Here is a 23,510-nt window from a genome sequence, read left to right as displayed (position 1 = left end):
ACGAGCGACAGCATGACCTCGACGCCCGTCGGGCCCGGCTCACGCCGGGCGCGGCGGGCGTCGTCCTGTTCCCGACCTGCTCACCAGGAGACGGTGTGCCGCCCCGGTCCGAGGGTCCGCTCGAGGCCCGGCAGCACCACGCGGGCCCGGGAGCCCTCCGGGACGGCGAGCGACACCGTGCGCGCCTCGCGATCCACCTCGACCTCGATCGTGCCGGCGGGGGTCTCGCGCGTCATCGCGATGCGGCCGACGGGCACCTCCGGGTCCGGCTGCACCAGCAGCTCCCCCCAGCCGTCCCGGCCCCGGCGCAGGCCCACCGCATGCTCATGGATCCAGGTGGCGGGCGTCCCCATGAAGTAGTGGGAGCAGGAGCGGGGGTCCTGCCACATCTCCATGAAGGTGGAGTTCCCCGCCTCCAGCCAGGCCCGCCATCCCGGGGCGCTGGGATTGGCGAGGACCCGCCAGGCCAAATCCCCGTGCCCGTGGGCGGAGAGCACCCCCAGCAGGTGACGCACCCCGAGATGGCCGCAGTCGTGATGGTCCCCGCGGGCGGTGATGTCCGCGACCAGGTTCGCCACCGCGCTCTCGACGAGCTCGGGCGGCACGATCCCCGCGGCGAGCGGCAGCACGTTGCTGGTCTGGCGGTAGCCGACCTCCGCGCTGCCCGCCGGATCGCGGTAGAGCCCCTGCTCCCGGTCCAGGAACACGATGTTCACCGCCTCCTCGAGCGCGAGCGCCCGCTCGCGCAGCTCCTCGGAGGAGGGGACATCGGCGATCTCCTCGCCGCTGGCGAGGTCCAGCGCATGGGCCAGGGAGCGCAGACCGCCGGCCACCGCGAGGGTGCCCGAGAGCCGCTTGTCCTCCGGGGCCGGGCCGGGGCTGCCCGGGGTGAGGTAGTCCCCGAGCACGCCGGAGATCAGCCCGTCCTGGTCGCGACGGCCCAGCTCATGATCCAGGTAGCGCGCGGCCGCCGCGGCGTGCTCCGCGACCGGGGCGAGATCGCCGTACTCCGTGGCCAGCTCGTCCAGCAGGGTCGGCAGCAGGCAGGTCCACTCCGGAGCGGGGGAGAGCTCCTCGTAGCCCCAGCCCGGGGTCGGCGAGATGACGGCCAGGGAGCCGTCGGCGCGCTGCCCGTCGACCTGGTCCGTCGCCCACTTGGCCAGCATCCGGCGCATGTCGAAGCTCGTGGTCATCGCCGCGAGCCCGGTCAGCGCATCGCCCGTCCACCCGTTCTTCTCGTGCATCGGGGTGTCGGTGGGGACGTGGTGCATGTTGTTCAGCAGCGAGGCCCGCATCGCCGCGTCGAAGCGCTCGAGATACGGCTCCGAGGAGCGCAGCGCGCTGACCTCCTGCAGATCCGCCCACGCCGCTACGCCGGTGACGTCCACGCCGGAGAGATCGCCGGCGACCGCCTCGAGCTGCACGTAGCGGAACCCCTTGTAGCTGTGGCGCGGGGCGAAGGAGCGCGCGTAGGCGGGCTCCAGGCGCACCCGGTCCTCCTGGAAGCGGTCCGCGGCGATGTGCTCGTTGTCGTCGTCCACCGTGCCGTCGTCGCGCAGCTTCTCGCCGTGGCGGGCCACCAGCTCGAGCGTCGGCGAGAGCGCGTCCACCTCGTCGCGGAGCTCGTAGCGGCACCAGCCGGCGATCACCCGGCCCATGTCCAGCACCACCCGCTGCGAGGTGGCGGAGACGACCACCGGGGTGATCTCGCCCTGCTCGACGACCGGCTCCTGCACCTGGGTCACCAGCAGCGGCTCCGGGGACTCCAGCCTGCGACGCGATCCCTTCCCCGGGCGGGCCACGAGCGCCGGCTCCCATCCGTCGGTCGCGTAGCCCGGGAGCAGCCAGGCCGACGGGTCCTCGGTGGGGGAGAAGGTCTCGCCCTCGTACATCGAGTCGACGACCACCGGGCCCGGTCGGGTCAGCCAGTCCTCGCCCGTGGTGAGGGCACGGGCGGAACCGTCGGCCAGGTCCACACGCAGATGCGCCCAGGCGCGCACCGGGCCGCGCCACGGCGCCTCGTGCCAGCGCCACACGTTCGGGGTGCGCATCGCGTGGAAGCCCCGGCCCAGCTCGATGCCCAGCACGTTCTCGCCCGAGAGCAGCAGCGCCGAGACGTCCAGATCGCACACCTGCACGCGGCGGCGCGGATCGGTGAGGCCGGGGTCCAGGCGGCCGTCGCTCACGGGCGCCCCGTTCAGATGGGCGCGGAAGGTCCCCAGACCCGTCACCCGCAGCCGTCCCGCGACCGGCGGGGAGCCCAGGGTGAAGGCGAGGCGCAGCAGGGGGTTCTGGGGATCCTCGCCGGGAGCGGTGATCCAACGGGCGAGAGCGGGGTCGATCTCCGGCATGCCTGACCTCAGGTTCTACTGTCCACATCGACGGGCGGGCTCAGTCTGGCACGGCGCCGCGCTCCCAGGCGGCATCGGGCGGGACCTGCCACCATGGCGCGATGGACCTCAGCACCCTGCTCGGCGGGATCGGCGCCCGGATCGCGCCCGACGACGCCCCGACGCCCGGCTGGTGGGTCGCGACCGCGCTGGTCGCGGCGCTCGTGGTGATCGCCGTCCCGCCGCTGTGGCGGCTGACCCGCCCTGCGGTGACGATCGTGCACGAGCTCGGCCACGCCGTGATCGGGATGGCCTTCGGCCGACGCTTCGCCGGGTTCGTGGTCAGCGCCGACATGTCCGGCCACGCCCTCACCGTCGGCCCCCGCCGAGGGATCGGGCGCATCGCCTCCACCTGGGCCGGCTACCCGGCACCGGCGCTGATCGGGGCCGTGCTCGTGCAGGTCTCCCTACTCGGCTGGGCGCGGACGGCGCTCTGCATCGCGCTCGTCGTGCTGGTGCTCTCGCTCGTGTTCACCCGCTCCCTGCACACCGTCGCCGCCGTGCTGGCCACCGCCGCGGCGGTCGGGGCGCTGTGGTGGTGGGGCTCCCCGGCGCTCATCGCGCTGCTCACCCTTGCCGCCGGCGCCTTCCTGCTGCTCGGGGCGTGGCGGCACCTCGGCGCCGTGATCCGCACCGGCGGCCGCGGCGACGACCCCGCGCAGCTCGGCCAGCTCACCGCCCTGCCCGCCGGGGTGTGGACGCTGAGCTTCGCCCTCGTGATCGCCCTGTGCAGCTGGTGGGCCGGATCGCCGCTGGTCGAGGCCGTGGGCGGGCTCCGGTGAGACCCGGCGGTCACCGCCCCGGGCCGGGCCGTACCCTGGTCCCCGTCGTCCCCCAGCCCTGAGGAGCCTCATGTCCGCGATCACCGTCCCGGCCCGCCGTCCCGTCCTGGCCGATGCCCTGGCCCCGCACCGCACCCGACTGCAGGATGCCGGCCTGGTGCTCTCGGGCGTCGCCGTCGTCGCGCTCCTCGCGCAGGTCACCATCCCGCTGCCGCTGGTCCCGATCACCGGGCAGACCCTCGGCGTGATCCTCGTGGGCGCGGCGCTCGGCTCCCGTCGCGGTGCCGCGGCGCTGGCGACCTATCTGCTGGTGGGCCTCGCGGGCGCCCCGATCTTCGCCGAGCTCAGCGGCGGCCCGGCCTCCGTGCTCTCGCCCAGCTTCGGGTTCGTGCTCGGCTTCGTGCCGGCGGCCTTCGTGGCCGGCTGGTTCGCCGAGCGCGCCTGGGACCGCCGCCCCGTGCTCGCGATGATCGGCTTCGTCGCCGCGAGCGCGGTGCCCTTCCTGGTGGGCGTGCCGTACCTCGCGGTGATCCTCAACGCCGTGATGGGCGCCGAGACCGGCCTCGCCGGCGTGCTCGCGGCCGGTCTGTGGCCCTTCGTGCCCGGCGGTCTCGTCAAGGCCGCGCTCGCCGCGGTGCTGATCCCCGCCGCGTGGAAGGCCGTGCGCGGCCTCGACGACCGCCGCTGATCAGGCGTACAGCAGCGCGGCCCGGACCATCAGGGCGACGAGTCCCAGCGCCGGCAGGAAGGACACGGCGAACCACACCTTCCGGTAGGTCAGCACCGCGATGAACTCCCGCAGCGTGGCGCTGGGGACGTAGTAGAACGCGGTGGGACCACCCACGGCCTCGTCGGCGTATCCCAGCGACCGCGCCAGCAGGGCCGCACGGAAGGCGTGGTACCTGCTGGTCGCGACGATGCAGGGGCCTGCCACGCCGGCCTCCTCGAGGATCCGGTGGGAGAGGGTCAGGTTCTCCTCCGTGGTGCGCGATGCGGTCTCGGCGCGGACGCGCTCGGCAGGCATCCCGGCCTCCTCCACGAGGTACTCGGCCATCGCCTCGCCCTCGGGGCGCGGCTCGTCCTCGCCCTGACCGCCCGAGGGGACCAGCAGCGGATCGAGGCCGAGCGCCAGCAGCCGATCGCGCTCGGCGACGGCACGGTCCAGTCGGTTGCGCAGCAGGGGTGAGACCTTCCCGCGGATCAGGCCGGACCCGTGGACGATGATCCCCTCGGTGGGCAGCTGCTTGGGGAACAGCTGGTAGGGGATCGAGGCGCACAGGAACACGGCGAAGGCGAGTCCCACATGCAGGGTGAGCAGAGCCAGCAGCGCACCCGCGGCGAGCCCGAGGGGATGGAGCGAGAACAGCAGAGCCCCGGCGACGACGGGAGAGGCCAGCAGGGCCAGTCCCGCGAAACCCGAGAGCAGGTTCCCCAGGGACCGGCCCTCCTTGCGCACCATGGTCAGGCCGTTCCACACCATGAACACCGCGAGCCCCACCAGTCCCAGCACCTCGAGCAGCACCGCGGCGAGCACGAGCACGTCGCCGAGCGGAAGGGTGGTCTGGACGAGCTGGCCGAGGGTGGAGAGGCTCGATCCGAGCGCGATCAGCAGGAGCACGCCGTTGCGCACCCGCCTCCGGTCCCGGTGGAAGACCAGCAGGTACAGCCCCCACCAGAAGGCCGTCCCGATCAGCGATCCCAGCATTCCCAGCTCCTCGACTCGTCCGGTCATCCATCCTGACACGGTGCGGCACCGGGACGCTCAGAGCATGCGCACCAGCAGCACCGCGGCCGCGACCGTCACGGGCAGGGCGGCGAGCACCCAGGGCAGTCGGCGCCCGAGCAGGAGCACGAACTCCCGCAGCATCGCGGTGGGCAGATGGCGCAGCCCCGTCGGCCCGCCGACCACCTCGTCCCCGAACCCCAGCTCGCGCGCGATCAGCGCGGCCCGGAAGGCGTGATATCCGCTGGTGACGACGAGGTAGGTGCCCGCCTGTCCGGCCTCGTCGAGCAGTCGGTGGGAGAGGACCAGGTTCTCCTCGGTGGTGCGCGCGGCGATCTCGGTGCGCACCCGGTCGGCGGGGACCCCGAGCACGTCGATCAGATGCGCCGCCATCGCCTCCGCCTCGTGCGGGGTGTCCTCGTCGCCCTTGCCGCCCGAGGGCACCAGCAGCGGATCGACGCCGAGGGCGAGCAGGCGCTCCCGCTCGGCGGCGGCGCGCTCGAGCCGACCACGCAGCAGCGGCGGGATCCGTCCGGCGTGCAGGGTCGAGCCGAGCACGATGATGCCGCCGCCGCCCAGTCGCGGCCGGTGCCGGAGGTAGGGGAGGGCGGCGCCGAGGAAGATCAGGAAGGCGATCCCCAGGTGCATCGCGAGGACGCCGACGATCCCTGCGAGCACGAGGCCGACGGGACCCCCGACCCCCGCGAGCGCGGGGACCAGGACGGGGGAGGCGAGCAGCGCGAGCCCGCCGAGCCCCGAGAGCACACGACCGCGCGGTCGGGCATCGCGCGGGGAGATGACCAGGGAGCCGATCACCACGGTCGCCCCGAGTACGAGCGCCCCGGTCATGCTCAGGCCCCACAGCGCGAGCAGCAGCGCCGTCGGTGCCGGGCGGCCCAGCAGCGCGAGCACCAGAGCGAGGAGCAGGAGCGCGGCGAGCAGCAGGAGCGTCCCGCTGCGCATCCGGCGGGGGTCCCGGCGGACGATCAGCTGGTGGGCCGCCGTGCACAGCATCGTCAGGAGCCCGAGGGCCCCGATCCCTGCTGCAGACATCCAGCCCTCCTCACCTCGCGCGACGGCTCATCCTGCCATGGCCGCCGCGCAGGGAGGGACGACGGCGTCAGCCCTGGGCGGGAGCCGGCCGGAAGGGCGCCAGATGGCGGCCGATGTGCGCGGCGAGCACCTCGGTGTGGCTGGCCTGATGTGCGGCGACCACGTCGAGGAAGCGGTCGTGGATCGAGGCGCCGGAGGCGTCGGTCCCGTTCAGCGAGTCGCCGTAGCCCACGTGCAGGATCTGGCGGGCGTCGGCCGAGCGGATCAGCTCGGGCAGGTCCACGCCCTCCAGGGAGGTGGGGGTGCGGTCCTCGTGGGCGGAGACCTGGTAGCTCGCCCGGGCCTTGACGTAGGAGGCGCGGGAGATGTCCCAGATCGCCGAGAACAGCTCCGGGTCCTGGGCGGCGACGATCTCGACGCCGCACAGGTAGCTGGTGCCGGAGGTCTTCAGGTGGACCAGGCCCTGGGTCGCCTCGACGCACAGCGGGTAGATGGAGAACTTGTCGGATCCCGAGTGCAGGGAGATCTTGTAGCCGCCGAACTGGTTCGAGATCGCGTGGTGCGCCTCGAGGTTCGTGCGCAGCTCCTCCACGTCGCCCAGGAAGTCCAGGCCCTTCTCGAAGCCGTCCACGTAGCGCGGCGCGAAGCTGAACCAGGAGGCGCCCAGGCGCTTGAGCTCCGAGGCCATGTAGAAGTGCTCGAAGAAGGTGGTGAGCCATGTGGTCTCGTCGACCGCGAACTCGATCTCGACCTCGTGCCGGGCGTTCTCGGTGACGTGACGGTACAGGCGCATCGACTCCACGACCGCGCGACCGTACTTCACCGCCGCGGTGAGGACGTCCTGCTCGGTGACCTCGATCTGCGAATGGCCCACGTCCAGCGTCATGCCCACGTAGCGGGCCTTGAGGTCCGCGAGGGTGTCCTCGAGCTGGTCCCAGGGGAGGCCCTCGGCGTCGGCCTCGGTGACCCCGGCGGTGACGTCGGCGACCAGGTCGCCCGGGTCCAGGGTGAACATGACGAAGCCGGCCTCGAGGCCGCGGTCGATGCCCTCGGTGGACTTGATGTGGTCGCAGTCGGCGCCGAAGCCGCGGTCCCAGCCGGCCTCGACCAGGCCGAAGACGGCGTCGTCCATGACGGACCGGGCGCTGCGGCCCAGGCGGTCCATCTCGCGGATCGACTGCTGGGCGAGCACCGGCATCACGCCGACGCCCTGCTCGGCGAAGGCGCGCGCCTGGCCGGGGGTCGCCAGCCCGGTGCGGTCGCCGGTGCCGACGGAGGTGCGGTGCCCGCCGATCAGCTGGGGCCGCAGCACGGGGAAGGCCGCCTGCAGCGCCCTCGCGTTCGCGGTGGTCAGCGGGCCGGTGAGGACGTGCCCGTCGCCGGCGGCGGAGGCGGTGCCCTCGAAGGCGGCGAGTGCATCGGCCGAGGCCGCGTCCAGGCGCAGGGAGCGGGCGGAGCCGTCGTACTCGATGCTGGCGGTGAGGGAGTCGTGGTGCAGGGTCATGGGGATCTCCGATCAGGGTGAGAGGTGCAGGGCGGGGTCAGGGGGCGGTGGGGAACTCGATGAGCACCTTGACATCGGCGGTCGACCCGCCGCCGGCGGCCTCGAGCGCGCTCATCGCCTCGGTGAACGGGACGATCCGGGTGCGCAGCGGCGAGACGTCCACCGCGCCGCTCTCCAGGAGCTCGATGAGCTGGGGGAAGACCCCGAGGCTGTTGCGGGAGCCGAGCACGTCCAGCTCCTTCTTGATGAGGACCGACTGGTTGAAGGTGACCTCGCGGGTGCCGTTGCCGATCAGGGCGAGGCGCGCACCGGTGGCGGCCGCCTCGATCGCGTTGGTGAAGGAGACCGGCAGGCCGGTGGCCTCGCAGACCACGTCGAAGCCGTCGCCGTCGGTGGCGCGGTCGACGGCGTCGGCGAGGGAGTCCGTCGTGAGATCGAAGGTCCCCTCCGCGCCGAGGTCGCGGGCGATCTCCAGGCGGGACCCGACGACGTCGGCGACCCAGACGCGCGCCCCGCGGCTGCGGGCGGCGAGCATGGTCAGCAGGCCGATCGCTCCGGCGCCGATGACCAGCACCCGGTCCTGCTCGCCGACCTCGGCGCGCAGCACGGCGTGGTACCCGATGGAGAACGGCTCCACCATCGCCAGGTCGCGGGGATTTACGCCCTCGGCCCGGTGCAGCCGGTCCAGCGGCATGGTGATCAGCTCCTGGAACGCGCCGTCGCGGTGCACGCCCATGGTCTCGTTGTGCACGCAGGCGTTGAGCCGCCCGCGGCGGCAGGAGTAGCAGGTGCCGTCCTCGAAGTAGGGCACGCCCGTGACGACGTCCCCGACGGACAGATCGGTCTCCGCGGCCCCCTCGGGGTCGTGGATCTCGAGGATCTCCGCGGAGAACTCGTGCCCGGGGACGCGCGGGTAGGTGGTGAAGGGCTGGGTGCCCCGGAAGGTCTGGATGTCCGAGCCGCAGATGCCGGCGAAGCGGACGCGCAGCAGCGCCTCCCCGGGCGCGGGCTGCGGAGCGGGGACGTCGACGATCTCCACGGCTCCGGGCGTGGTGACGCGGATCGACTTCATCAGGGGCCTCCGTCGGTCGCAGATGTATACGATTGCAGTCATCGGACCTGTACGAGTGTGGACTATGCTGTCGACGATGTCCACCGACTGCAAAAGTTGCAGTGCGGGTGCGCCGGAAGGGGAGCGAGCATGGCGGTGACGCTCAAGGACGTGGCCGCCCGCGCGGCCGTCTCCGTCGCCACGGCCTCCCGGGCCTTCCAGCGCCCGGACATGGTCGGCGCCGCGACCCTCGAGCGGGTGCGCGCCGCCGCCTCCGAGCTCGGCTACAGCCCCAACCGCACCGCCCGCGCCCTCATCACCGGGCGTGCCGGGGTGTACGGCGTGATCGTCCCCGACCTCGAGAACCCCTTCTTCCCGGCGGTGCTCAAGGGTGCGCAGGCCCGGGCCCACGAGCTCGGGGCGCAGCTGCTGATCACCGACGCGGGGGAGTCGCCCGAGGGCGAGCTGCCGCTGGTGCGCACCCTCGCCCCCCAGGTCGACGGGATCCTGCTGTGCTCGAGCCGGATGGACGAGGAGTCGCTGCGCGAGGCCGCCTCGCTCACACCGCTCAGCCTGGTCAACCGGGTCTCCCCGCAGCTCCCCGGCGTCTTCGCGGACCCGGATCCGGGCATCCCCGCCGCCGTGCAGCACCTGCGACGGATGGGGCACCGACGGATCGGCTACGTCGGCGGCCCCTCCATCAGCCGTTCCGACCAGGTGCGGCGCGAGGTCATCGTGGGGATCTGCGCCGAGGCGGGCCTGGAGGCGATCGAGATCGGCTCCTTCGCGCCGACGGCCGACGGCGGGCGCCTCGGCGCCGAGGCGCTCCTGCAGACCGACGCGACCGCGGTGCTGGTCTACAACGACCTCATGGCCCTCGCGCTCATGGAGCGGCTGCGCAGCTTCGGCGTGGACGTGCCGGGGCAGATCAGCGTGGTGGGCTGGGACGACATCACCTTCGCCGCGATGATCACCCCGGGCCTGGCCACGGTGCGGGTGCCCCGCTACGACATGGGCACCACCGGGATCGACCTGCTCCACGAACCCGCCGGCGGCGAGCCGGCACGGATCGGGCTGCGCACCCGCTTCGTGCCCCGCGCCTCGGTCGGTCGCGCGCCGAGCTCGTCTACGCTCCGAGCATGAGCGACAGCGACCTCTCCACCCCCATCGCGGATGTCCCGGGTGTGGGACGCCCCGCGGTCCGGGCTCTGGCCGAGCAGGGGCTGGGCATCGTCGGCGAGCTGGCAGGCCGCAGCTGGCCCGAACTCGCCGCGCTCCACGGCGTCGGCCCGTCGGCCGGACGCCGGCTGCAGGCGGTGCTCGCCGAGCACGGAGCCTCCTTCCAGGACCCGCCCGCCGCGGAGACCCGATCGGCGGTCGTGACCCGCGGGGCGACCGGGAGGAACGCCGCCGATCTCCGCACCCGCTCGACCGGCGCCGCCCCCGAGGACCACATCGCCTCGCTCGGCGCGCGCCGCCGCCGCGAGGGCGCGGCCCTGCTGGCGATGTTCGGGGAGGCCACCGGCGCCCCGGCCACGATGTGGGGGCCCAGCATGATCGGCTACGGCGAGGTGCACTACCGCTATGCCACCGGCCGCGAGGGGGACACCTTCCAGCTCGGCTTCAGCCCGCGCGCCGCGGATCTCGCGCTCTACGGGCTGCAGGGCCATCCCCGCAGCGAGGAGCTGCTGGAGCGGCTGGGCCCGCACCGGCGCGGCGCCGGCTGCGTCTGGGTGCGGTCCCTCGAGGCGGTCGACACGGACATCCTGGCTGAGCTCGTGGGCCATGCCTGGGAGAGCGGTCCGCCGCCCGCGTGATGCTCCGCTCACCGGGCGCGGGCCCGGTGCGTCGCGGGGGTCCGGAGGCCTACTGTGCTCCGGGAGCCGGAGCATGCGGGTTCCCGATCGATCGTGGAGAGGACGGCGATGGGACAGACGGAGGGCGAGCGCCGCCGCGCGGACAGATCCCCGTTCGTCGGCCGACGGTCGAAGGCCGCCGTGCTGATCCTCGGGATCGGCTTCGTGATGGTCGTGGTCCACTCGGTCCTGTTCAAGGTCCTGATGGAGCACGAGTCCGGCGAGCACTCGTGGGCGAGCGCCGTGTACTGGACAATCACCACCATGTCGACCCTCGGCTACGGCGACATCACCTTCACCTCGGACGCCGGCCGGCTGTTCTCGCTGTGGGTCCTGCTCAGCGGCGTGGTCTACATGCTGGTGCTGCTGCCCTTCTTCGTCATCCAGTACGTCGTCACCCCGTGGCTGGACCACCGCCGTGCCGCGCGCACCCCGCGCAAGGTGCCCGCCTCCCTGTGCGACCACGTGCTGCTGGTGGGCTCCGACGCGGTCACCCAGGCGTTCGCCGCCCGGGCGGAGCGCTCCCGGGTGCCCGCCGTCATCGTCCTCGAGGACGGGGCCCTCGCCGGGGAGCTGCACGACCAGGGGCGCCAGGTGATCGTGGGTCCGCTCGACTCCGCCGTGACCTACCGCAACGCCGGCGCCTCGCGCGCCCGACTGGTGGTCTCCACCCTCTCGGACACCGCGAACACCAACGTCGCCTTCACCGTGCGCCAGGCCGCAGCCCGCGTGCCGATCGCCGTGACCGCGGCGAAGCCCGTCTCCGTCGACGTGCTCGGCTTCGCCGGCGCCGACCACGTGCTCGAGCTCGGCCAGGTGCTGGGCCGCGAGATGGCCTCCCGGGTGCTGGGCTCCACGGGCAGGTACCACCCCATCGGCAGCTTCGGCTCGACCATCATCGCCGAGGCCGCCGCGCGCGGAACCGCCCTGGTGGGTCTCACCCTCGGCGAGGCGCTGCCGCTGCTGCGCTCGAAGGTGCGGGTCCTGGCGATCATGCGCAAGGGTCGGCTGCGGGCGATGACCCCGGACCTGCGGATCACCGACGGGACCGTGCTCGTGCTCGCCGGGCAGGAGTGCGAGCTCGCCGAGTACGACGAGCAGTTCCAGAGCCGCGAGATCTCCGAGGAGCCGGTGGTGATCCTCGGCGGCGGCCGCGTGGGGCGGTCCGCCTCCCGCGCGCTGAGCGACGAGGGCGTGCCCAACACGATCGTCGAGATGCTCCCCGGCCGGGTCGAGACCTCCTACTCCGTGCTCGAGGGCACCGCGAGCTACGCCGTGGTCTCCGGGGACGCCGCCGACCAGCGGATCCTGCGCCGCGCGGGCCTCGAGAGCGCCTCCGCCGTGCTGGTCACGCCGCGGGACGACGACCTCAACGTCTACCTCACCCTGTTCTGCCGGCGCCTGCGTCCGGAGCTGCAGGTGGTCTCCCGCGCGACCTACGAACGCAACGTGGCCACGCTCTACCGTGCGGGCGCCGACGGCGTGCTCTCCTACGCCACCATCGGCGCGACCGATCTGTGGAACCACGCCGGGCTCAGCCATCGTGTGCTGGTCGCCGAGGGCAACGAGCTGTTCCTGGTGCCCCGTCCCGCCTCCCTGGCGCGCCGCTCCGTGCGCGACGACGAGGTGCGCCGCAGGACCGGCTGCCACATCGTCGCGGTGCTCGATGAGGACGGCACCCTGGCCTACGACACCGAGTCCATCCCCTCGGCGCCCGGCCAGCTGCTGCTGCTCGGTGATCGTCACGCCGAGCGCCGCTTCCGCGAGACCTACCTCGGCCGCCGACGCTAGGGTGGCCGGACACCCCCCCCGTTCGTCCCAGGAGATCCATGCCGTCCGCACCCGTGAAGCTCGCCGTGGGCGATGCCGCCCCCGCCCTCGACCTGCCCACCGCCGGCGGAGGCCGGGTGGACCTCGCCGCGCTGCGGGGCGCCCCGGCCCTGCTGTGGTTCTACCCCGCGGCGAACACCTCCCTGTGCACCAAGCAGGCCTGCGATCTGCGGGACAGCCATCAGATGTTCCTCGACGCCGGCTACCGGGTGATCGGCATCTCCCCGGACCCCGTCGCCGAGCTCGACCGCTTCATCGCCGAGCAGGACCTTCCCTACACCCTCGCCTCCGACGAGTCCCATCAGGTGATGGAGGCGTACGGCGCATGGGGAGAGAAGAACATGTACGGGAAGCTGGTCCAGGGCACCATCCGCTCCACCTTCGCGATCGACGCCGAGGGCGTGCTGACCTTCGTGAAGTACCGCGTGGGCACCCCGAAGCACATCGCGCTGCTGCAGGAGAAGCTCGGCCTCTGAGCCGCTCGGGCGCAAGTGTGACGTGATCTGCGCGCCCTCGCTTTGGAGCACTCCTCCCGCTCCCGTATGCTGTATCGGCGTGCCGCGCTTCAGCGCGGTGCCAGGAGACGTGGCAGAGCGGCCGAATGCGCTCCCCTGCTAAGGGAGTAGGCGACCAAAATCGCCTCGGAGGTTCAAATCCTCTCGTCTCCGCCGACGAAAAGGCCCCTCACCTGCGGTGATACCGCGGGGGAGGGGCCTTTCGCCGTTCGAGCTACTCGCCCTGGTCGTCGCCCAGGGTGGTCCACTCGGGGCCGTCGGACTCCAGCAGATCGGGATCGCGCACCACCTCGAGCTCGGCCTCACCGCTGCGCAGGCGGCCGGCGAGCTCCTGCAGCGTCTCGCGCAGCACGGCCCGGGCGCGGGAGGCGTCCCCGGCGGAGAGCGCGGCCAGCAGCTTCTCGTGGGCCTCGGCGAGGTCGGCGCGGACGCCGAAGCCGCGCGGGTCCGAGAAGCTGCCCATCCGGGTGAGGATCACGATGGTGCTCATCGAGGAGATGAGGAAGCGGTTCCCGGCGATCTCCGCGATCTGCTGGTGCAGGTCGAGGTCGGCGTTGCCCGCCTCGATGACCTCCTCCGCCTCGAGCGCGCGGCGCGTGCGCTCCATCGGCTCGCGCAGCGGCGCCAGCAGCGACTCGGCCGCTGCGGCGTCGCCCGCGGAGCGCAGGAACGCCACACGGTCTGCCACGATCGAGGCGGCCTGCATCTCGATGCCGAGCCGGTAGTCGATGAAGTCCGACATGGTGCCGGCATCCATCCGGGTCACGAACAGCCCGCGCCCGGGGATCTGGGTGAGCAGGCCGTCGCGCACCAGGCGCTGGCAGGCCTCGCGCAGCGAGGAGCGGGAGATGCCCATCTGCTTGGAGACCTGGACCTCCGGGATGGTGTCGCCCGGGCGGAGATCGCCGAAGTAGATCGCATTGCGCAGCTCGAGCTCGGCCTGGTCGATGATCGAGGGTCGACGGATGGGCTGCATCATCGGCAGCTGGACCGTCTCCTGACGAGGGCGCATGGGATCCTCCTGTGCTCGTGCGCGGTGTGCGCGCGGTGCGTCATCCAATCATCCGTCCCCGGAGCGCCGCCACCAGCCCTCGGAGCCGTCATCGCGATCACATTTCGCCGCCGGACGGCCGGATCACGACCACATTACGAAACCTCGCGGAGCCGCGCACGGACTCGGAGGGGCCGTTAGCGTGGTGACGATCCGATCTGCGGATCATCGGATTGTCCGACACGAAGGGGATGTCGGTCCACCGCTGATCCCGCGGACCCAGACGAATGCCGAGGAGCATCGCCATGCAGAACCGCCGCAGCTTCATCCGAGGGAGCGGTCTCGTCCTGTCCGCCGCAGCGCTGGGCGGTCTCGCCGCCTGCAGCCGCACCAGCACCGGGGGAGGTGCCGGTGAGGGCGAGGACGGGGGCCTGCTCGCCACGCTCCAGGACGCCGGAAAGATCGTGGTCGGCTTCGCCGGCGAGGCTCCCTACAGCTTCGACGACAACGGCGAGATCACCGGTGCGACCCTGGCCATGCACCGCGAGATCTTCGGCGAGCTCGGCATCGACACCGTCGAGGGCAAGCTCACCGACTGGAACTCGCTCATCCCGGGCCTGAACGCCGGTCAGTTCGACGCCGTCAGCGCCGGGATGTCGATCCTCCCCGAGCGCTGCGCCGAGGCCGCCTTCAGCGAGCCGGAGTTCCAGTACACGACGGCACTCATGGTGCCCAAGGGCAACCCCGAGGGCCTCGAGGACATGCAGTCCTTCGTCGACTCGGGCCTCACCGTCGCCACCATGAGCGGCGCGGTCGAGAGCACGTACGCGAGCGACCTCGGCCTCGAGAGCATCGAGGTCGGCGGCCCGCAGGACGGCGTGGACGCGCTCAGCAGCGGCAACGCGGACGCCTTCGCGCTCACCGCGATCTCGCTGAACTGGCTGGCCGAGAACTCCGCCACCGACTTCGAGGTCACCGACAGCTTCGTCGCCGAGATCGACGGTGAGAAGCAGGTGGGCGCCGGCGGCACGGTCTTCCGCAAGGAGGACACCTCCCTGCTCGACGCCTACAACGAGAAGCTGGCCGCGATCATCTCCGATCCCGAGCGCTACCTCTCGATCGTGGGCGACTTCGGCTTCACGAAGGAGGAGCTGCCCCCGGAGGAGATGACGGCGGAGCTGCTGTGCTCGGGCGATCTCTCGTCCCTGCAGTGAGCCCTGATCCCCACCACTCCTCCGAGACGGTGACCGCCCGATGAACGGACTGATCGGGTTCTTCGAGCAGCTCGGACCGAACCTCGAGGTCCTCGGCGCCCGGCTGCCGCAGATCCTCGACGGGGTCTGGACCACCGTTCTCGCGACCGTGCTCGGCGGGATGCTGGCCCTGGTCATCTCCTTCGCCTTCGGCATCCTCCAGACCGTGAAGATCGCCCCGGTGAGGATCGTCGCGCGCGTCTTCGTGGAGTTCTTCCGCGGCACCTCGCTGGTGGTCCAGCTGTTCTGGCTCTGCTTCGTGCTGCCCCAGCTCCCGTACCCGCTCGGCTTCCGCCTCGAGCCGCTGGTGGTCGGGGTCCTGGCGCTGGGGCTGAACTACGGGGCCTACGGCGCCGAGGTGGTGCGCGGCTCGATCGGCTCGGTGCCCAAGGGCCAGTACGAGGCGCTCAGCGCGCTCAGCCTGAGCCCCGTGCGCGGCCTGTTCCGGGTGATCATCCCGCAGGCCTGGGCCCTGATGATCCCGTCGCTGTCGAACCTGTGGATCCAGCTGCTCAAGGGCAGCGCGATCGTCTACACGGTCACGCTGTACGACCTCTTCTTCCAGGTCGAGCAGATTCGCAGGCAGACCGGCACCTGGTTCGCGTTCCTGTTCGCACTGCTGGCCTACTACCTCATCGCCTGGGTGATCGTCATCATCATGAACGCCCTCGAGGTGCAGGCCAAGCACCGGATCGGCCGCGGCCCGGCTCTCTCGACGTCGCTGGGCTCCCTGCTGCGCGCCCCGGGCAGCGCCTCGGTGGCGAAGGGGGGTCTGACGTGAACGACTCCTGGTGGTCCTGGGACCACGCCGCCGCCGTCCTGCCCGAGCTGCTAATCGCGTTCGTCAAGTACACGCTGGTCGCGACCGTGCTCGGCACCCTCATCGCGGTGGTGCTGGGCCTGATCGTCGCGATGATCCGCCGGGTCTCGCCGGCCGTCATCCGCACCCCGGTGACCTGGGTGGTCGAGTTCATCCGGATGACGCCCCTGGTGGTGCAGCTGGTGTTCGCGAACCTGGTGCTCTCGCCGTACGTCGACTCGACCTTCGCGATCGGCGTGTGGGTGCTCGGCATCCATTACACGACCTACATGGCCGAGGTGTACCGCGCCGGCATCGACTCTGTGCCCAAGGGCCAGTGGGAGGCGGCCACCGCGCTGTCGCTCCCGCAGACCCGCACCTGGCGGGCGATCATCGTCCCCCAGGCGATCCGCAGCACCCTTCCGGCGCTGGGCAACTATGCGATCTCCATGTTCAAGGAGACCCCGTTCTTCGTGGTCATCTACATCCCGGAGATGGTGCGGGTCGCCCAGACGTACGGCGGGGACACCTTCCGCTACACCGAGTCGATCACCCTGGCCGGCCTGATCTTCCTGGCCTCGAGCTACCCGACCTCCGTCCTGATCCGACGACTGGAGAAGAAACTTGCCTGAGAACACCGCAGCACCCGTCGGCGAGCCGCACATCGAGTTCCGCGACGTGGTCAAGAAGTTCGGTGACCACACCGTGCTCGAGGGCCTGGACTTCACCGTCTCCCGGGGCGAGCGGGTCACCCTCATCGGCCCGTCGGGATCGGGCAAGACCACGATCCTTCGCCTGGTGATGACCCTCGAGGAGCTCACCGGCGGCTACATCCACATCGGCGGCACACCGCTGCAGTACGAGGAGCAGGGCGGGAAGCGGGTGCGGATCCCGGACAAGCGCCGCCGCCGCACCACCACCGGCATCGGGATGGTGTTCCAGCACTTCAACCTGTTCCCGAACATGACCGTCCTCGAGAACATCATCGAGGCGCCCGTGCACGTCATGGGGCTGTCCAAGGACGAGGCGGCGCACAAGGCCGAGGCCCTGCTGGACAAGGTGGGCATGGCGTGGAAGAAGGACGCCCGCCCCTCCGAGCTCTCCGGCGGGCAGCAGCAGCGTGTCGCGATCGCCCGGGCCCTGGCCATGGACCCCGAGATCCTGCTGCTGGACGAGGTCACCTCGGCGCTGGATCCCGAGCTGGTGGGGGAGGTGCTCGGCGTGCTGAAGGACATCGCCGCGGAGACCGACATCTCGATGCTCATCGTGACCCACGAGATGCAGTTCGCCCGGGACGTCTCCCAGCGCGTGATGATGTTCGACCACGGATCGATCGTGGAGGAGGGGACGCCGGAGAAGATGTTCAGCGCTCCGGAGAACCAGCGCACCCAGGACTTCCTGCGCGCCGTCCTCTGATCCGCCCCGACGGTCCGCGGACTGTCGCGGACGCGGGCGATGGCGGACCTTCGCTGTAGTCTGTGCCCGTTCGCTCCGCGCCGACGCGGTCGCCCTGCTTTGTCGTCGGCGGCCGCTGATCGGCGCGCCGACCCCAGGAGGCCCAGTGCCACATTCCGACGCCATCGCCGTCCCGACCTTGACGAGCGAGTTCCCCGTCGTCGGCGACGATCCGCACATCGACGCCCCTCTCCGGGCGACCGTTCGCCGCCTCTCGACCCTGCTGGGGCGTGCACTCGCCGACCAGCACGGCCAGGAGATGCTCGACCTCGTCGAGCAGGTCCGCAAGCTGACCAAGGAGGCGAAGTCCGCCGATTCCGAGGCCAGCGCCCAGGACGTCCAGCAGCGCCTCGCTGCCTTGCCCATCGAGCAGGCCACCGCCCTGACCCGTGCGTTCTCCCAGTACTTCCTGCTGGCCAACGCCGCCGAGCAGGTCTACCGGGTGCGCGCCCTCGACGAGCGCCCGGCCGACGAGTCCTGGATGCCCCGCACCGTGCGGGCCGTCCATGAGGAGATCGGGGCAGAGGGCCTGCAGAAGGCCGTCGACTCCCTCGACGTGCGCCTGATCTTCACCGCGCATCCCACCGAGGCCTCGCGCCGTGCGGTGCTCACCAAGCTGCGCCGCATCTCGGACATCCTCGCCGAGGACACGGAGGAGGGCACCACCGAGCGCCGCCGTCAGGACCGCGACCTCGCCGAGCTCGTCGAGACGCTCTGGCAGACCGACGAGCTGCGCCGCCAGCGCCCCACCCCGCAGGACGAGGCCCGCAACGCCCTCTACTACCTGCGTCAGATCTTCCGCCAGACCATGCCGGAGATGCTCGACGACCTCCGCGAGGAGCTGCGCGAGCACGGTGTGCAGATGCGCGACGACCAGGTGCCGCTGCGCTTCGGCTCCTGGATCGGCGGCGACCGTGACGGCAATCCCTTCGTCACCGCCCAGGTCACCCGCGAGGTGCTCGAGCTCCAGGCCGACAACGCGATCGACCTCGCCATCGAGGTGGTCTCCGACCTGATCCTCGAGCTGTCCGTCTCCAGCGAGCTGACCGGTGAGGACGAGGAGCTGCGGGCGAGCCTCGCCCAGGACCTCGAGCACGAGTCCGAGCTCGACGAGGAGCAGCAGGAGCAGTACCGCCAGGAGCCCTACCGCCTCAAGCTCGGGGCGATCCGGGCCAAGCTGCGCGCCACCCGCGATCGGATCCGCTCCGGCGAGGCGCACCTGCACGGCAGGGACTACGCCTCCGGCGAGGAGCTGCAGGAGGACTTCCGGGTCCTGCGCGAGGCGCTGCGCCGTCACGGCGGGGAGCGGCTCGCCGACGGCGCCCTGGGCGTGGCCCAGCAGGTGCTGGCCGCCTCCGGGCTGAACCTCGCCACCCTCGACGTGCGCGAGCACTCCGAGAAGCACCATGAGGTCGCGGCCCGTCTGTTCGACCGGGTGGGCGAGCTGGACCGCCCCTATGCGGAGCTCAGCCGCGAGGAGCGCACCTCGGTGCTCGGGCACGAGCTCGGCAGCCGTCGGCCGCTGGTCGGTGCGGCGATCGTCGAGGACGAGTCGATCCTCGACGACCCCACCCGCACCACCTACAACGTGTTCCGCGAGATCCGCGACGCCCACCGTCTGTACGGCACCTCCGTCATCGAGACCTACATCATCTCGATGACCCACGGCGCCGACGACGTGCTCGCCGCAGCGCTCCTGGCCCGTGAGGCGGGGCTGATCAGCATCGCCGGCAACGAGGAGCATCGGGCGGATCTCGGCTTCGTGCCGCTGCTCGAGGAGGTCTCCGAGCTGCGCCATGCCGGCGAGATCCTCGACGAGCTGCTCAGCGACGCCTCCTACCGCGAGGTCGTGCGTCTGCGCGGCGATCGCCAGGAGGTCATGCTCGGCTACTCCGATGGCAACAAGGACGCCGGGGTGATGACGAGCCAGTGGGAGATCCATCAGGCCCAGCGCTCGCTGCGCGATGCGGCGGCCCGGCACGGCGTCACCCTGCGGCTGTTCCACGGCCGCGGAGGCTCCGTCGGCCGAGGCGGCGGCCCCACGTACGACGCGATCCTGGCCCAGCCGTACGGCGTGCTCGAGGGCGAGATCAAGTTCACCGAGCAGGGCGAGGTCATCTCCGACAAGTACATGCTGCCCTCGCTGGCCCGGGAGAACCTGGACCTGTCGCTGGCCGCCGTGCTCGAGGGCTCCGCGCTGCACACCACGCCGCGCTCGACCCCCGAGCAGCTGGACCGATTCGGCGAGGTCATGCAGTCGGTCTCGGATGCGTCCTTCGCGCGATACCGCACGCTGGTGGACGACGAGAACCTGCCGGAGTACTTCGTCTCGGCCACCCCGGTCGAGCAGCTCGGCGACCTGAACATCGGCTCGCGCCCCTCCAAGCGCGCCAGCTCCTCGAAGGGGCTGGACGGTCTGCGGGCCATTCCGTGGGTGTTCGGCTGGACCCAGTCGCGGCAGATCGTGCCGGGCTGGTTCGGTGTGGGCTCCGGCCTGAAGGCCGCCCGGGAGGCCGGCCTCGAGCCGGACCTGCACGAGATGTACCGCAGCTGGCACTTCTTCCGCACCGTGATCAGCAATGTCGAGATGACGCTCGCGAAGACGGACATGCAGATCGCCGCGCACTACGTGCACTCGCTGGTGCCGGAGAACCTCTGGTACCTCTTCGATCGGATCCGCGAGGAGTACGAGCTCTCCGTGGCCGAGATCGAGCGGCTCACCGGCGTGCTGGACCTGCTGGACAACCAGCCGATCCTCAAGCGCACCCTCGCCGTGCGCGATCGCTACCTGGACCCGATCTCCTACATGCAGGTCGCGATGCTGCAGCGGGCCCGTGCCGCGACCGCGAACGGCGAGGAGCTCTCGCCGGAGCTCCAGCGCGCGCTGCTGACCACCATCAACGGTGTCGCAGCGGGTCTGAAGAACACCGGCTGATCCCCGGCTCCTCACGCAGACGCGGGCGGCACCCCCTCGAGGGGGTGCCGCCCGCGTCGTCGTCGCGACGGGTCGCCGTCAGCGGGCGGTGCCGTCGACCGCGAACTCCTCGATCCGTGCCAGCTCGTCCTCGGAGAGGTCGAGCTTCTGGACGGTGGCGATGTTCTGTTCGAGCTGCTGCACCGAGGAGGCGCCCACCAGGGCCGTGCTCACCTGCGGGTGGCGCAGGGTCCAGGCGAGGGCGAGCTGGGCGAGGCTCTGGCCGCGGTCCTCGGCGATCGCGGAGAGACCGCGCACCCGGTCGAGGTAGTCCGTGCCGGTGACCTGGCGCTCGCTGAGCGAGCCGGCGGAGCCCGCGGCGCGGGAGGTCTGCGGCACCCCGCCGAGGTAGCGGTCGGTGAGCAGTCCCTGCTGCAGCGGCGAGAAGACGGCCAGGCCCACGCCGAGCTCGTCCACCGTCTCGAGCAGCCCGTCCTCGACGTGGCGGTTGAACATCGAGTACGAGGGCTGGTGGATCAGCAGCGGCGTGCCGAGGTCGGCGAGGATCTGCGCGGCCTGCCGGGTCTTCTCCGGGGAGTAGTTCGAGATGCCCGCGTAGAGGGCGCGACCGCTGCGGACGGCCTGGTCCAGGGCGCCCATCGTCTCCTCGAGCGGGGTCTCGGAGTCCTCGCGGTGGTGGTAGAAGATGTCCACGTGGTCCAGGCCCAGGCGCTCCAGGGACTGGTCCAGGGAGTTCAGCAGGTACTTGCGGGAGCCGCCGTCGCCGAAGGGGCCGTCCCACATGCGGTAGCCGGCCTTCGAGGAGATGACCAGCTCGTCGCGGTGGGCGCGGAAGTCCTGCGCGAGGATGCGGCCCAGCTGGGTCTCGGCGCTGCCCGGGGGCGGGCCGTAGTTGTTGGCCAGGTCGAAGTGGTGCACGCCGAGGTCGAAGGCGCGGCGCACGATGGTGCGCAGGGTCAGGGGATCGCGGTTCTCGCCGAAGTTCTGCCACAGGCCCAGGGAGATCGGGGGCAGCTGCACGCCGGATCGGCCGACGCGGCGGTACGGGGTGCTGTCGTAGCGGGAGGCAGCCGGGAGGTAGGCATCGATGCTCATCCTCCGAACACTAGTGCGTGCCCAGCGGGCGCTCCATGATGTCCATCCCGAGGCCGGCCACCTTCAGCCGGTCGGGGTTGCCGGCGAAGGGCACGGAGCGTCCCACGGGCGTGAAGCCGTGGCGCTCGTACCAGGCGTGCAGCTCGGGCCGGGACTGCAGCACCCGGATCACCAGCACGTCCACCCCCGCCTCGCGCAGCACCGCGGCCTGGGCCTCGAGCAGTCGCCCGCCCAGGCCGCGGGACTGCGCGGCGGGGTGGACGGCGAACAGGCCGAGCTCCGCACGGGTGGCCCCGTCGGCATCGGCCGGGTCCCGGTGGGTGTAGCAGCAGCCCAGGATCTCGCCCTCGGACTCCGCGACCAGCAGCGTCACGGCGGGATCGGCGAGCATCCCGCGCACCTCGGCGGCGTCGGTGCGGTGGCCGTCCACCAGGTGCGCCTCGGTGGTCCAGCCGCCCTCGCCGCGATAGGCGAGCTGCACGAGGTCGACGACCGCGGGGACGTCGCCGTCGGTGGCGGGCCGCAGGCGGATCGTCGGGCCCTGGCCGGTCGGTGCGGCCGACGGGGCGGTGTCCTGCGGGGTCATGACGAGATCTTTCCGGTGCGCTCCAGCTCGCTCAGCAGGCCGTGGCCGTCGGGCGCGGAGAGGGTGATCGGGGTGTCGCGGCGCTGCGAGGAGAGCTCGCGGGGGCGCAGCGTGCCGTGGGCGAGCAGCTGCTCGGGCTCGGTGAGCCGGCGGATCAGCACGGAGTCGACCTGCTCGGGGTGGCGCGCGGCGAACTCGGCGTAGATCGAGGGGTCGTGCTGGCCGTCGTCCCCGATGAGGATCCAGCGCAGGGTCGGGAACTCGCGGGCGAGCTGCTCGAGGGCGCGGTGCTTGTGCTCCGGGCCCGAGCGGAAGAACCCGGTGTTGGTGGGTCCCCAGTCGGTCAGCAGCAGCGGGCCGTCCGGGTAGCCGTTGCGGTAGAGGAAGCGCTTGAGCACGGGGAACACGTTCCAGGCCCCGGTGGAGAGGTAGAAGACGGGCATCGCCGGATGCTCCCGCGCCAGGCGCTGGTAGAGCATCGGCATCCCGGGGACCACCTGGCGCGAGGACTGATGGACCACGAAGGCGTTCCAGAAGGCGAGAAGCGGGCGCGGCAGCCAGGTCACCATCACGGTGTCGTCGATGTCGCTGACCAGGCCCACCTCGGCCTCGTCGGAGACCACGGTGATGTCCGCGGTGACCTCGTTGCCGGGGACGGTCCACAGCACCGCCTGATGGTCGCCGGGCGGCAGCTCCACCTCTAGCTCGGCGTCGACGATGCCGGAGCGGTCGGCGCGCACGGTGAACTGGTGATCCCCGAGCAGCACGTGGACGGTGCGATGGGGTGCGACCTGGCCGGCGAAGTTGCGCCAGCCGCGCACCGCCATGGTGCGCATGTCATGGACCGGCTGGTCGTGGAAGTCCGCGGGCGTGCCGGGGGAGGCGTAGAGGACCTTCGCCAGCACGCGCACGCGGGCGCCCGAGCCGAAGCCGTGGAAGGGTTGCAGGCGCAGGTCCCAGTGGAGGCGGCGCAACGAGCCGCCGACCACTGTGTTCTTGACGTCCTCGATCCGCGCCGCCCAGTGCGGACGATCGGTCTGGGAGCGCGCGGTGACGGCCCGCAGGGCGCCGCGAGCAGAGGCCAGCCTGGAGGAGATCCCCACCGGCTCTCAGACGCCGCGGGACATCTTCAGCCAGGCGCCGTCGGGATCGTCCTCGATGATCTCCCAGCGGTCGCCCGTGTCGGTGAAGCCGAGGGACTCGTAGAGCGCGCGGGCGCCCTCGTTCTTCGGGCCGACGTACAGCGTGACCGTGTCGGCGCCGTCCTCGGAGGTCCAGGCGAAGATCGCCTCGGCGAGCTTGCCGGCGATGCCGGAGTGCCGGGAGTTCGGGGAGACCCACATGGCCTGGAGCTCACGCTCGTTGGCGGGGGAGTCCTGCTCGTGGCGGGCGGCGACGACCGCCACCGGCTGTCCGTCCTCGACGGCGAGGAACCAGGCGGCGTCCCGGACGCGCTGCGCCCAGACCTTCTCCTCGTAGGTGGACTCCTTCTCCCAGCTCTGCCCGAAGGCGGCGGGGTCCGTGCTGAGGGACCGGAGACGGATCTCGCGCACGAGCGACCAGTCGTCGTCGTGGGCGCGGATGATTTCGGCCATGGGTGTCCTCCTGAGCCGTCGTTGCGTGGTCACGGGCGCTCACGCCCGGGCGATCATGCTTCCGCGTTGCCGCAGGCACCGCATGCAGTCGCCACTC

21 protein-coding genes and 1 tRNA gene are annotated in these 23,510 nt (G+C 71.7%); 12 read left to right on the top strand and 10 right to left on the bottom strand.

The genetic code is table 11. From position 1 onward, the window contains the following. Positions 1-80: 80 nt before the first annotated feature. Positions 81-2,351, bottom strand: a complete 2,271-nt coding sequence (locus CFK41_RS13380) for a family 78 glycoside hydrolase catalytic domain (protein WP_096800114.1) — start codon at positions 2,349-2,351, stop codon at positions 81-83. Positions 2,352-2,452: 101 nt separating this feature from the next. Here CFK41_RS13380 and CFK41_RS13375 point away from each other — a divergent pair, with 101 nt between their 5' ends. Next, complete coding sequence (locus CFK41_RS13375) at positions 2,453-3,172, top strand: M50 family metallopeptidase (RefSeq protein WP_096800113.1); 720 nt, start codon at positions 2,453-2,455, stop codon at positions 3,170-3,172. 70 nt (positions 3,173-3,242) lie between these two features. After that, positions 3,243-3,860, top strand: a complete 618-nt coding sequence (locus CFK41_RS13370; protein ID WP_096800112.1) for a biotin transporter BioY — start codon at positions 3,243-3,245, stop codon at positions 3,858-3,860. Here the strand turns inward: CFK41_RS13370 and CFK41_RS13365 are convergent, their stop codons facing one another. The 4 genes from CFK41_RS13365 to CFK41_RS13350 form a co-directional block, all read right to left on the bottom strand. Beyond that, positions 3,861-4,904 (bottom strand): YdcF family protein, encoded by a 1,044-nt coding sequence (locus CFK41_RS13365; RefSeq protein ID WP_151904756.1) that lies wholly within the window; start codon positions 4,902-4,904, stop codon positions 3,861-3,863. Between the two features lie 30 nt (positions 4,905-4,934). After that, positions 4,935-5,948 (bottom strand): YdcF family protein, encoded by a 1,014-nt coding sequence (locus CFK41_RS13360; RefSeq protein ID WP_096800110.1) that lies wholly within the window; start codon positions 5,946-5,948, stop codon positions 4,935-4,937. A 67-nt stretch (positions 5,949-6,015) separates the two neighbouring features. Beyond that, complete coding sequence (locus CFK41_RS13355) at positions 6,016-7,452, bottom strand: tagaturonate epimerase family protein (protein ID WP_096800109.1); 1,437 nt, start codon at positions 7,450-7,452, stop codon at positions 6,016-6,018. Positions 7,453-7,489: 37 nt separating this feature from the next. Next, on the bottom strand, positions 7,490-8,524 hold the full coding sequence (locus CFK41_RS13350; RefSeq protein ID WP_096800108.1) for a zinc-binding alcohol dehydrogenase family protein: 1,035 nt from the start codon (positions 8,522-8,524) through the stop codon (positions 7,490-7,492). A 129-nt stretch (positions 8,525-8,653) separates the two neighbouring features. Between CFK41_RS13350 and CFK41_RS13345 the strand changes: the two genes are divergently transcribed. The 5 genes from CFK41_RS13345 (at position 8,654) to CFK41_RS13325 (ending at position 12,857) form a co-directional block, all read left to right on the top strand. Beyond that, positions 8,654-9,646, top strand: coding sequence for a LacI family DNA-binding transcriptional regulator (locus tag CFK41_RS13345; RefSeq protein ID WP_096800107.1), 993 nt, complete (start codon positions 8,654-8,656; stop codon positions 9,644-9,646). Continuing rightward, a complete protein-coding gene (locus CFK41_RS13340; protein WP_096800106.1) occupies positions 9,643-10,320 on the top strand; it encodes a DUF1801 domain-containing protein in 678 nt (225 codons plus the stop codon). Before CFK41_RS13345 ends, CFK41_RS13340 begins: the two co-directional genes overlap by 4 nt. Positions 10,321-10,428: 108 nt before the next feature. Continuing rightward, positions 10,429-12,150: a potassium channel family protein gene (locus CFK41_RS13335; RefSeq protein WP_096800105.1), complete on the top strand. Its 1,722-nt coding sequence runs from the start codon at positions 10,429-10,431 to the stop codon at positions 12,148-12,150. Between the two features lie 38 nt (positions 12,151-12,188). Next, positions 12,189-12,665, top strand: a complete 477-nt coding sequence (locus tag CFK41_RS13330) for a peroxiredoxin (protein WP_096800104.1) — start codon at positions 12,189-12,191, stop codon at positions 12,663-12,665. A gap of 103 nt (positions 12,666-12,768) precedes the next feature. After that, positions 12,769-12,857, top strand: a tRNA-Ser gene (locus CFK41_RS13325). A gap of 61 nt (positions 12,858-12,918) precedes the next feature. Here CFK41_RS13325 and CFK41_RS13320 read toward each other — a convergent pair. Beyond that, positions 12,919-13,716, bottom strand: a complete 798-nt coding sequence (locus CFK41_RS13320; protein WP_096800103.1) for a GntR family transcriptional regulator — start codon at positions 13,714-13,716, stop codon at positions 12,919-12,921. 284 nt (positions 13,717-14,000) lie between these two features. Here CFK41_RS13320 and CFK41_RS13310 point away from each other — a divergent pair, with 284 nt between their 5' ends. From CFK41_RS13310 to ppc, 5 genes are all read left to right on the top strand, one after another. Beyond that, positions 14,001-14,909 carry a transporter substrate-binding domain-containing protein gene (locus CFK41_RS13310; protein ID WP_096800101.1) on the top strand — a complete coding sequence of 303 codons (909 nt, stop codon included), beginning with the start codon at positions 14,001-14,003 and terminating at the stop codon, positions 14,907-14,909. A 40-nt stretch (positions 14,910-14,949) separates the two neighbouring features. Further along, positions 14,950-15,729 carry an ectoine/hydroxyectoine ABC transporter permease subunit EhuC gene (gene ehuC, locus CFK41_RS13305; protein WP_096800100.1) on the top strand — a complete coding sequence of 260 codons (780 nt, stop codon included), beginning with the start codon at positions 14,950-14,952 and terminating at the stop codon, positions 15,727-15,729. Continuing rightward, positions 15,726-16,379: an ectoine/hydroxyectoine ABC transporter permease subunit EhuD gene (gene ehuD, locus CFK41_RS13300; RefSeq protein WP_096800099.1), complete on the top strand. Its 654-nt coding sequence runs from the start codon at positions 15,726-15,728 to the stop codon at positions 16,377-16,379. The genes ehuC and ehuD overlap by 4 nt, the downstream gene beginning before the upstream one ends. Then, positions 16,372-17,163 (top strand): amino acid ABC transporter ATP-binding protein, encoded by a 792-nt coding sequence (locus CFK41_RS13295; protein WP_227873081.1) that lies wholly within the window; start codon positions 16,372-16,374, stop codon positions 17,161-17,163. The genes ehuD and CFK41_RS13295 overlap by 8 nt, the downstream gene beginning before the upstream one ends. A 145-nt stretch (positions 17,164-17,308) precedes the next feature. After that, positions 17,309-20,137: a phosphoenolpyruvate carboxylase gene (ppc, locus tag CFK41_RS13290; protein WP_096800098.1), complete on the top strand. Its 2,829-nt coding sequence runs from the start codon at positions 17,309-17,311 to the stop codon at positions 20,135-20,137. A gap of 78 nt (positions 20,138-20,215) precedes the next feature. Here the strand turns inward: ppc and CFK41_RS13285 are convergent, their stop codons facing one another. From CFK41_RS13285 to CFK41_RS13270, 4 genes are read right to left on the bottom strand one after another with little or no spacing between them, the layout of a single operon-like run. Then, the gene (locus CFK41_RS13285; RefSeq protein ID WP_096800097.1) at positions 20,216-21,232 is read right to left on the bottom strand and encodes an aldo/keto reductase; all 1,017 of its coding nucleotides are present in this window, start codon (positions 21,230-21,232) and stop codon (positions 20,216-20,218) included. A 10-nt stretch (positions 21,233-21,242) separates the two neighbouring features. Further along, positions 21,243-21,818 (bottom strand): GNAT family N-acetyltransferase, encoded by a 576-nt coding sequence (locus tag CFK41_RS13280; protein WP_096800096.1) that lies wholly within the window; start codon positions 21,816-21,818, stop codon positions 21,243-21,245. Continuing rightward, on the bottom strand, positions 21,815-22,921 hold the full coding sequence (locus tag CFK41_RS13275) for an App1 family protein (RefSeq protein ID WP_096800095.1): 1,107 nt from the start codon (positions 22,919-22,921) through the stop codon (positions 21,815-21,817). The genes CFK41_RS13280 and CFK41_RS13275 overlap by 4 nt, the downstream gene beginning before the upstream one ends. A gap of 6 nt (positions 22,922-22,927) precedes the next feature. Beyond that, on the bottom strand, positions 22,928-23,413 hold the full coding sequence (locus CFK41_RS13270) for a GNAT family N-acetyltransferase (protein ID WP_096800094.1): 486 nt from the start codon (positions 23,411-23,413) through the stop codon (positions 22,928-22,930). Between the last annotated feature and the right edge of the window lie 97 nt (positions 23,414-23,510).

This window comes from Brachybacterium ginsengisoli (assembly GCF_002407065.1).
Classification (GTDB): domain Bacteria; phylum Actinomycetota; class Actinomycetes; order Actinomycetales; family Dermabacteraceae; genus Brachybacterium; species Brachybacterium ginsengisoli.
This window is presented reverse-complemented; position numbering and strand designations above follow the sequence as displayed.